Origin of the sequence: Pseudomonas sp. NPDC089569 (assembly GCF_050280625.1) — a bacterium.
In the GTDB taxonomy this organism is placed as follows: Bacteria; Pseudomonadota; Gammaproteobacteria; order Pseudomonadales; family Pseudomonadaceae; genus Aquipseudomonas.
The window spans coordinates 24432-32670 of record NZ_JBNNVQ010000067.1 but is presented as its reverse complement, the minus strand read 5'-3'; the positions used below and the strand labels follow the sequence as shown (position 1 = coordinate 32670).

10 protein-coding genes are annotated in these 8239 nt (G+C 54.8%); 7 read left to right on the top strand and 3 right to left on the bottom strand.

Going from position 1 to position 8239, the window contains the following annotated elements:
* A partial coding sequence (locus ACQKP2_RS22160; RefSeq protein WP_427579453.1) for a hypothetical protein occupies positions 1 to 79 on the bottom strand: 79 nt, incomplete at its 3' end.
* Positions 80 to 527: 448 nt separating this feature from the next.
* Here ACQKP2_RS22160 and ACQKP2_RS22155 point away from each other — a divergent pair.
* The 4 genes from ACQKP2_RS22155 (at position 528) to ACQKP2_RS22140 (ending at position 4335) form a co-directional block, all read left to right on the top strand.
* Complete coding sequence (locus tag ACQKP2_RS22155) at positions 528 to 791, top strand: DUF2790 domain-containing protein (RefSeq protein WP_427579447.1); 264 nt, start codon at positions 528 to 530, stop codon at positions 789 to 791.
* 542 nt (positions 792 to 1333) lie between these two features.
* On the top strand, positions 1334 to 2581 hold the full coding sequence (locus ACQKP2_RS22150) for a ribonucleotide-diphosphate reductase subunit beta (protein WP_427579446.1): 1248 nt from the start codon (positions 1334 to 1336) through the stop codon (positions 2579 to 2581).
* Between the two features lie 360 nt (positions 2582 to 2941).
* Positions 2942 to 3505: a BRO-N domain-containing protein gene (locus ACQKP2_RS22145; RefSeq protein ID WP_427579451.1), complete on the top strand. Its 564-nt coding sequence runs from the start codon at positions 2942 to 2944 to the stop codon at positions 3503 to 3505.
* Positions 3506 to 3621: 116 nt separating this feature from the next.
* A complete protein-coding gene (locus tag ACQKP2_RS22140) occupies positions 3622 to 4335 on the top strand; it encodes an HNH endonuclease (RefSeq protein WP_427579444.1) in 714 nt (237 codons plus the stop codon).
* Between the two features lie 37 nt (positions 4336 to 4372).
* Here the strand turns inward: ACQKP2_RS22140 and ACQKP2_RS22135 are convergent, their stop codons facing one another.
* Both ACQKP2_RS22135 and ACQKP2_RS22130 read right to left on the bottom strand, forming a co-directional pair.
* A complete protein-coding gene (locus ACQKP2_RS22135; RefSeq protein ID WP_427579442.1) occupies positions 4373 to 4744 on the bottom strand; it encodes a type II toxin-antitoxin system VapC family toxin in 372 nt (123 codons plus the stop codon).
* An 11-nt stretch (positions 4745 to 4755) separates the two neighbouring features.
* Complete coding sequence (locus tag ACQKP2_RS22130) at positions 4756 to 5001, bottom strand: type II toxin-antitoxin system Phd/YefM family antitoxin (RefSeq protein WP_427579441.1); 246 nt, start codon at positions 4999 to 5001, stop codon at positions 4756 to 4758.
* Between the two features lie 192 nt (positions 5002 to 5193).
* On the opposite strand from ACQKP2_RS22130, the gene ACQKP2_RS22125 reads away from it, so the two are divergent.
* The 3 genes from ACQKP2_RS22125 (at position 5194) to ACQKP2_RS22115 (ending at position 7768) form a co-directional block, all read left to right on the top strand.
* Positions 5194 to 6156 (top strand): hypothetical protein, encoded by a 963-nt coding sequence (locus tag ACQKP2_RS22125; RefSeq protein ID WP_427579439.1) that lies wholly within the window; start codon positions 5194 to 5196, stop codon positions 6154 to 6156.
* Positions 6157 to 6368: 212 nt separating this feature from the next.
* On the top strand, positions 6369 to 7556 hold the full coding sequence (locus tag ACQKP2_RS22120; protein ID WP_427579450.1) for a colicin E3/pyocin S6 family cytotoxin: 1188 nt from the start codon (positions 6369 to 6371) through the stop codon (positions 7554 to 7556).
* Positions 7553 to 7768: a hypothetical protein gene (locus tag ACQKP2_RS22115; protein WP_427579437.1), complete on the top strand. Its 216-nt coding sequence runs from the start codon at positions 7553 to 7555 to the stop codon at positions 7766 to 7768. Before ACQKP2_RS22120 ends, ACQKP2_RS22115 begins: the two co-directional genes overlap by 4 nt.
* Positions 7769 to 8239 lie beyond the last annotated feature (471 nt).

Sequence of the window (8239 nt, the reverse complement as noted above, 5' to 3'; positions counted from 1 at the left end):
TGGCCTTGTAGGTCGCCTCGTCGGTCAGGGTATTGGCCAGAACCTCGGGACGAACGGGATACAGGGAAGCCGCACTCATCTTTCTTACCTCGGTGGAATAGTTGTTTTTGTATGGCCTCCGTTTTATCGGGGCCCGGCGTATAGAACCATTCGACGATGGTAGTAACAAGCCCATACAAATCGCCCCCCTGTAGGAGCGAGCACGCTCGCGATGGTCGCCAACGTTAACGCTGGCTACCTGAACGCCCGCAGTGTCTGGACGCTCATCGCGAGCATGCTCGCTCCTACAGAAGACCAAAAACGCGGCAATCGGGGATTGTTACAAAAACCGTCAAAGGTGTTTATCAAAAGCACGGCTATATGAATCCGCCCCCCCTCCCTAAAATCTGCCACGCCAACCCGGCAAACTGAGTTAACCAAGTTACAGCCCCCACGAAGGCAGTTAATTCAAAACCAAGTAGTTAGTTCCACACGCAACCTCAAAAGGGTTGCGTGACCCCACTCGACCTTAGAAAGGTAAAATTTAAATGAAAGCTTTATTGGTTCTGGCCCTCAGCAGTCTGTGCGCAACCGCCATGGCAGACGAGGTCCCGACTGATGTCGCGCAACAACAACCGGCCATAGAGGAATACACCTACTCGACACACCTGGACATCGCCAAAGTTATCTCCATGAGCGAAGTTCCCAATGTTTGTGAAGTTGTCCCGATGAAGATGGAATATGACGACTCCAAAGGTCAGCGCCATATCCTGCGCTACAGCGTCATGGGCAACGGCTGCTCCGGCGGCTGATGTGACTGCACCGAATCGGCGCATTTCGGCAGTGAGCTGAAGGTCGATTTCAGCCCGGCTTCGGTCGGGCTCAGTTGTGTCTGGAGCCGTCGAAAAGCGCTTGCAAACACAAGATGTAGTGAAAAATGCAGTTTTCTGATTAGTTTTTGAACAAAACCTGAGTCAAGCCATTTTTACGAAAAAAATTCTTCTCCCGGCAAAGCCCCATAAACCCTCGCTCTGACCGAAAAACCTGCCCTCTCGGCCGCTATATGCGCGGATTCGCCCCACCACGGCCAGAAAAATTTCCCTATAATGCCGCCTTAAACGGGCCTGCAATATTCCCTTACAGGGATAAACAGCCAGTCTGAAGCCCACGCCGAAGTCTTCACCGATTTCTGCGCCCCTCAGAGGCTCTCGGAACCCCGTACAACATTCATGTTTATTTGCCTGCGTGTACCGCTGCAAAAAACGCTATCCAACGCGGCCAGTACGGCCGTGTGAAAAACCGGACCATTGATTTTCACACGGGCAACTGGCCCTCACGCAGGAGACGACACGTCATGCTGAGCTGGGACGAATTCGACAAAGAAGACACGGAAGTAGCAGTCAAGAGCACCAACGTCGGCCAGGCCGCCGAAGCCAACATGGACCGTCTCGACAGCGCCGGCGGTGCTGCCGCCCTCGAAGCCCGCGCCGTGACTGCCTCTGACTCCGCCGCCGTTGCCCGCGCCAAGGCTGCCCTGGACTCGCTCGATGTCGCCGAAGGCCTGGCCGAACTCGAAGGCGCCTCCGCCCGTGTCGCCGTTGACGAAAAGCGCATGATCAACTGCCGTGCCGACCTCAACCAGCTCGTGCCATTCAAGTACGACTGGGCCTGGCAGAAGTACCTGGACGGCTGCGCAAACCACTGGATGACGCAAGAAGTCAACATGACCGCCGACATCGCCCTCTGGAAAAACCCGGAAGGCCTGACCGACGACGAGCGCCGCATCGTCATGCGCAACCTCGGCTTCTTCTCCACCGCCGACTCCCTGGTCGCCAACAACCTGGTACTGGCCGTATACCGCCTGATCACCAACCCGGAATGCCGCCAGTACATCCTGCGCCAGGCGTTCGAAGAGGCGATCCACACCCACGCCTACCAGTACTGCATCGAATCGCTGGCCATGGATGAAGGCGAAATCTTCAACATGTACCACGAGATCCCATCGGTCGCGAAAAAAGCCACCTGGGGCCTGAAATACACCCGTTCCATCTCCGATCCGCAATTCCAGACCGGCACCGTCGAAACCGACAAAGAGTTGCTGCGCAACCTGATCGCCTACTACTGCGTTCTGGAAGGCATCTTCTTCTACTGCGGCTTCACCCAGATCCTCTCCATGGGCCGCCGCAACAAAATGACCGGCGTCGCCGAGCAGTTCCAATACATCCTGCGCGACGAATCCATGCACCTGAACTTCGGCATCGACGTGATCAACCAGATCAAAATCGAAAACCCGCACCTGTGGGATGCCGAAATGAAGGAAGAAGCTTCGCAGATGATTCTGCAAGGTACTCAGCTGGAGATCGAATACGCACGTGACACCATGCCGCGCGGCGTGTTGGGCATGAATGCGGCGATGATGGAGGACTACCTGAAGTTCATCGCGAACCGTCGTTTGTCGCAGATTGGTTTGAAAGAGGAATACCCAGGGACCACTAACCCCTTCCCTTGGATGAGCGAGATCATGGACTTGAAGAAAGAGAAGAATTTCTTTGAGACTCGTGTGATTGAGTATCAGACTGGTGGGGCGTTGAGCTGGGATTGATTCCAGCGTTAGCTGCGATTTGACGACTTGAATCGGCAAATCAAAAAATTAAAAGCCCTGATCTGATCGGGGCTTTTTTATGAGAGTAGGAAAACTCTTACTCACTTCTTCAGTAATCGCCAAAACGCCTACAACAATTCCAGCCCCTTCCGCATTGATGACGATTCAAAGCGACTCTAAGCTCTACGGCAGGTGCCTAAGAAACGCCCAACGTAGAAGCTGACTTCGCCACACTGAACGCATGCTGTTATCAGCCCCAAATGCGTAATCCTGTGTCTGAAAGGAACAGCTTGTTGGGACTTCTTAGATCCTCTACGTCGGGCTCGGCCCTCATTAACTTCACACGTAGGGGGAATGGATATGCCTGCAAAAACTCCACGCCAATCAGTCGCGCCTGATCCTTTCAATCCAACAATCTTCACCCGCCACAACCTCCCTCTCCACGCCCTCCTCTTGGAAAACCAACCATGGTTCTGCGCCCGCGACATCGGTCGTTTGATGGGTTTTCATCTAAGTGAACGCATGGTCAACAAACTCGACAAAGACCAGCACCGCACGTTGTGGGTTGAGTATTACCAGCAACCGGAAAAGCAGCTGATGCTCAGCGAGTCCGGTGTGTACGCGTTGTTGGTGTATCACTACGCGCCAGGCAATCGGTTGCTGCGTGAGTGGATCACCCATCAAGTGGTGCCGGCCTTACGTGATGCGCAGCAGTCGGGTAACTCGGATCGGCCGATGTTGAGTTTGTTGGATTGGCCGGAGATGTCGCTGAGTCTGTTGCATTGGCAGGATGAAAGTTGGATTCGGCTGCGGGACATGCCTTATCTATTGCCCGATCACACGCAACAGCAGGTGCCAATTGTTAAACCCTGGTGGCACAAGGTTGCGCGGGCGTTTCAGTCGTCGAAGCATTCGATGGATTAGGTGATGTGTTTGTAGGATCGCTCGCGAGATTCATCTCTGCTTTGTGTAGGAATTTTCGTAGACAGTCGTAGTGGCCACTCAGTATCGTCCGAGGGTTTTCAACCTTCGGCGATTGTATGGATACGGAAAAGAGCAACAGCGATTGGAGTGACGTAGAGATTCAGGCGGCGGTCGATGCCTATCTCAGCATGCTTTCTCGCGAGCAGAACGGTCAGGCGATCAACAAGGCTCATGAAAATCGCGTTCTGCGCGAGGGTGCTTTGGCTGGTCGGACCAAGGGTTCGGTTGAGTTTCGGATGCAGAACATTTCCACCGTGTTGGTCGAACTTGGGCGTGACCGCATTGAAGGCTACAAACCCGCCAAGAATGTCGGCGCCAATGTTGCAAAGAGCATTCGTGAAGCACTCAATGCTCCAGGGCCTGTAACTCCCGAAGACTTCGCCCCGACGGCCGACGAGGCGACGCTGGAGCGGCGAGCTGCAAAGCTTGAACGACAACCGATAAAAGTCGAACCGAAAGGGATTGAGAAACCAGAGCAAACTCAGTCCAACGGAAAGTCGTATGTTCGCGATCCGGAAGTGAGAGCGTGGGTACGCCAACAGGCTGAAGGTAAATGCGAAGGGTGTGGCGAGCCGGCTCCGTTTGAAAAGTCGGGTCACCCGTTTCTTGAGGTTCACCACGTTAAGCATTTGGCACAGGAAGGTTCAGACCGTCCGAGCAATGCTGTAGCCCTATGCCCGAACTGTCATCGCCGCTGTCACCATTCGAGTGACCGGGAGGCGTTCACCGCTTCGCTTTATACAAAGGTGAAACGGTTGAAGCCGGAATAACCGAGCGATGCGAGACCTTTGGCAAGGGATTTGCCCCTCACACCCGCGCCGACACCACCCGCACCCCATACTGCGGAATAATCCCGTCCGCCGTGACCAACTCCAGCCCTTCCGCCTGTGCTTGGGCAATCAACATCCGATCAAACGGGTCGCGATGAATCTCCGGCAACTTGCCCGCCTGCTGTCCATGGAACAGCGAAATCGGCAGCTTGGTAAAACCCTCGTCCTCAACCAACGCCTCAAGATCTTCTGGCGCCTCCAGCATCCCTTTGGCCTGCTTGATCGATATTTCCCAAATCGAAGCCGCGCTCACCAGCACCTGATTTCGAGGCTCCCCAATCATTTGACGGGCATCGACACCAAGCGCGGGATCATCGGACAGCCACCAAAGAAACGCATGGGTATCCAATAGCAAGCGCCTCACAGGCTGCCCTCAAATGCATTGATGATGTCGTCGGGTGTCTTGTCAAAATCCGCAGACATCCGAATTTTCCCTTTCATTCGGCCAGGTTTGCGCGCCCGAGGCGTATCCACATGGGGCAGCAGATCCAGATAAGGCTTGCCCGCCTTGGCGATCACCACCTTGTCACCATGCCACACACGCTCAGCAAGTTGAGAAAGTTGGGACTTTGCTTCGTGCATGTTTACTTGCACCAGTTCACTCATATGACACCTCCAAAGCATTAGCTAAGCTAGCCTAAGCCGACCTCATTCCAGAGGCAAGGTATCGAGCTGACCGCCTGTCAAAAATGACTTATCAAGTTTCCGCCGTTGATACGGCAAACATGAATCAAAAAGTGCACCCTCTCCCACTACCCGCTATTAATATGCCACCTCCCCTCAAAGGACCGCCCCACCATGAAATTCGACCTCGCCTACTGCCTCAGCCTCGACGACAAGCTGTCGATCTATGACGTACGCGACCTCAATTTCGACGAAACCATGGCCTTCGATTCCGCCAAAGAACACTTCCAATGCCCCAACGACGCCTGTCGTTCGGCATTCGACGCGACGAACCTGTTGACCACGTTCAATGCCAAGAACGTGAATTACGTGCGCACCCCGCACTTCAAGAACACGCCCAATACCCGGCATGTAGCGGATTGTCCTTATATCAGCCTCAAAACGCCGGCGTCGGGTGTGGAGGCGGAAACGGATGACGCGCGGGAGGAGCATTTCCCGTCGGAGTTGTTGCTGATTCGGCGTCAGTATGTGCGTAAGCCGTCGAGCCCCGAAGTGGCAGGGGAGGACGCGCGAAAGGCCCCGATGCCCGCTTCTGCGACTCATCACACTGAGCACCCGGGCCGCGAGTCGGCGCCGGACAAGACCAGCGTCTTCGCCCACCCCGTGGAGTGTTTTGTCTCGAACTTCGATGACAAGGACTTGCTCAAGCGCATGCCGCTGAAGATTGGCGAGCACACGGCGTCGTATGCCTCGTTCTTCAAGAAGATCGAGTACCTGCAGGACAACAAGGGGTTGATCTACTGGGGGCGGATCAAGGAGATCAAGGATTACACCCAGAGCTTTCGCATCGATTTCGAGAAGAAGGTCTGGTTCGAGAAGAAGCCGTACTCGGTCAATGTGTACCTGAGCAAGAAGCTGATCGACAGCTATCGCAAGCGCAAGGCGTTTCTGGAGGAGATCAAGCACGCGATCGACAGCGGCAAGGATTTGTTCTGCTTCTTTTATGGCGTGACACCGGAGTTGAAGCAGGTGCCGAGCAAGAAAAACCCCGAGCAGACGTTCGGGGTGTTCAGCGCGAATATTGAGAATCTGGATCACTTCATTATTCGTGAGGCGGCGGGGTTGGAGGGTCAGTAAGCCATCCTCCACATTGAGGGTATCGGAGGACTTTGGCGTGTTCTCCTGCTTTGAAACCACTGAACCACAGAAGCGCCGTGCAGCGATTTTGAGAAACAAAGAAGTTTCCTAACGTCTTTCAAAAATCGTCCTACAGCCACCCTTGATCACCTTGGTTAACGTCGCGCAGCCCTTTTTCGGGGCTGCCAATGACCGCAAACCAGGGACGATCAGTGACGGGCAAAACAGACATTCCCCTTGTAAGAAACCCGCCTGAGGGGGACGGGCATCATGTCTCCTGGCGCCCGATGACGGCCAGGGAACTCGCGGAGCGAGAGGCCCGGCAGTTGGCCTACGAGGCCATGCTCGCCAGGCAACGGGCTTACGAAGACCGCCGTCAGGTGAAGGAGAAAAAGGACGACGTTGTTCGTGCGGGCTGTGTGTTCGCCAAATCCTGCAACTTGCCCGACGCCGTCATCGATTACAGCAACCCTTCCGGATTCATACCGACCGACAGCCTTGAGGACTACGGCGAAATTGCCTGGCTGGGCGGTCGAGAAGTCGATGATGAGGGTTTGCTCAACCTCGAGACCATCAGCGGCTCAACCATCGCCCTCGGCGTTGGTCGCGTCGCACTGAGCGTACCGGATCTCATAGCCCCTGCCGCGAACGCACTCGGCGTTGCCGGCTCGACTGCTCTGGCGGCGATGGTCGCCGTGTTCTGGTCACCGAGCCTGGGCGACAGCGCCCTCTACAGCGAAGACCAACTGCGCGCCCTCAAACAAGCCCGCAACCGCGTTCGCCTGAACATCGAGCAACAGGCCGACGGCAGCCTCAAGGGCTACGCCTTCTACACCGGCAGGAATCGCGATTGGGAGATGGTCGACGTCGTGCAGGTCGCCCCGCGTGGCAGCCAATACGTCGCCGACCTCGGTGAAGGCATCGAACTGATCTGGACACCTGCGCAAGACGGCTCCGACATCCTCGGCATCCCCAAACTGGAAGCGGCTCCGCAAGCGCCGCACATCTGGGTTTTTCCACCGACGAAACAGGCTGACGCGATCATCGTCGATCCGGTGTATCCGCCGGATTACAAGGATTTCATTCTGGTGTTTCCGGTGGGGTCGGGGGTGCGGCCGGTTTATATTGTGCTGAGCGCATCCCGGCAGGATTACCATCAAAAACCTGATTATCTACCTGCGTTTCCCGAAATTCGACGAGCTCCGCCCAAAACGCCAATTGCAGGAGGGGGAGGACTACGACCTCGCTGGAAAGACCGAAAAGGCACAATTTACGAGTGGGACTTTCAACACGGCGCCATTGAAAAATACACCAAGCGCGGGAAACATCTTGGCGAGTTCAACCATGAAACTGGAGCTCAGACCAAACCTGCAGATCCAACCAGAAGGATAGAGCCATGAAACATCGCATTATGGGAGTTAAGAAAGGAGAAGATTTTTTTTCTTATGAAAAGCAAATCCCCGTCGCAACAGAGGAATTAAAAGTCATCATGGGCTGGAAGAGCGATGAAGACTCGCTGCACGATTACAAACTTACTGAAAATCAGATTATCGACATAGAGATCGCTTGCTCCATTGAACTGCCCAGGCACCTTGTTTTGTATTTAACTTAAACACCCCAAGAAGTAATACAGTCAACCTGATCGAGCCCCCCCTCCATTATCAGCATTCACTTGGTACAACACAGCCTTGTTGATATGCATGACAATCGAGGTGCACCTCAGTGAGGGAATCGACGGCTACAGTCTGCCCCCTCTGGTTTGATGTACAGCTGCACATTTTTCGGCGGTTGGAAGACAGCAAGTGTGAACTGCCCTGCTCGCGATAAGCTTGAACGCATTGTATTTAAACAGTAACCACGCGCGTTATCGTTAACGACCATCGCGAGCAGGCTCGCTCCCACGGGAAAGCACCATTCACTGCGAGCCCAGTTGGCCTTGCAGCGCCCGAATTTCTCGCTTCACTGCCACGCGGCGATCCAGCGCAGTCTGAATATCTGACTCATCAAGGCCGCAATATCGCCCTTGCCGCACTGCCGTTCGTCGAACGGGAAGAAAAACAGAAAATTGCATTTGATCCGGGCT

Excerpts from the sequence above, each read along its gene's own strand:
- ACQKP2_RS22140 (WP_427579444.1), top strand. The coding sequence starts at position 3,622 with ATGGATACGGAAAAGAGCAACAGCGATTGGAGTGACGTAGAGATTCAG.
- ACQKP2_RS22145 (WP_427579451.1), top strand. The coding sequence starts at position 2,942 with ATGCCTGCAAAAACTCCACGCCAATCAGTCGCGCCTGATCCTTTCAAT.
- ACQKP2_RS22150 (WP_427579446.1), top strand. The coding sequence starts at position 1,334 with ATGCTGAGCTGGGACGAATTCGACAAAGAAGACACGGAAGTAGCAGTC.
- ACQKP2_RS22115 (WP_427579437.1), top strand. The coding sequence starts at position 7,553 with ATGAAACATCGCATTATGGGAGTTAAGAAAGGAGAAGATTTTTTTTCT.
- ACQKP2_RS22130 (WP_427579441.1), bottom strand. The coding sequence starts at position 5,001 with ATGAGTGAACTGGTGCAAGTAAACATGCACGAAGCAAAGTCCCAACTT.
- ACQKP2_RS22125 (WP_427579439.1), top strand. The coding sequence starts at position 5,194 with ATGAAATTCGACCTCGCCTACTGCCTCAGCCTCGACGACAAGCTGTCG.
- ACQKP2_RS22155 (WP_427579447.1), top strand. The coding sequence starts at position 528 with ATGAAAGCTTTATTGGTTCTGGCCCTCAGCAGTCTGTGCGCAACCGCC.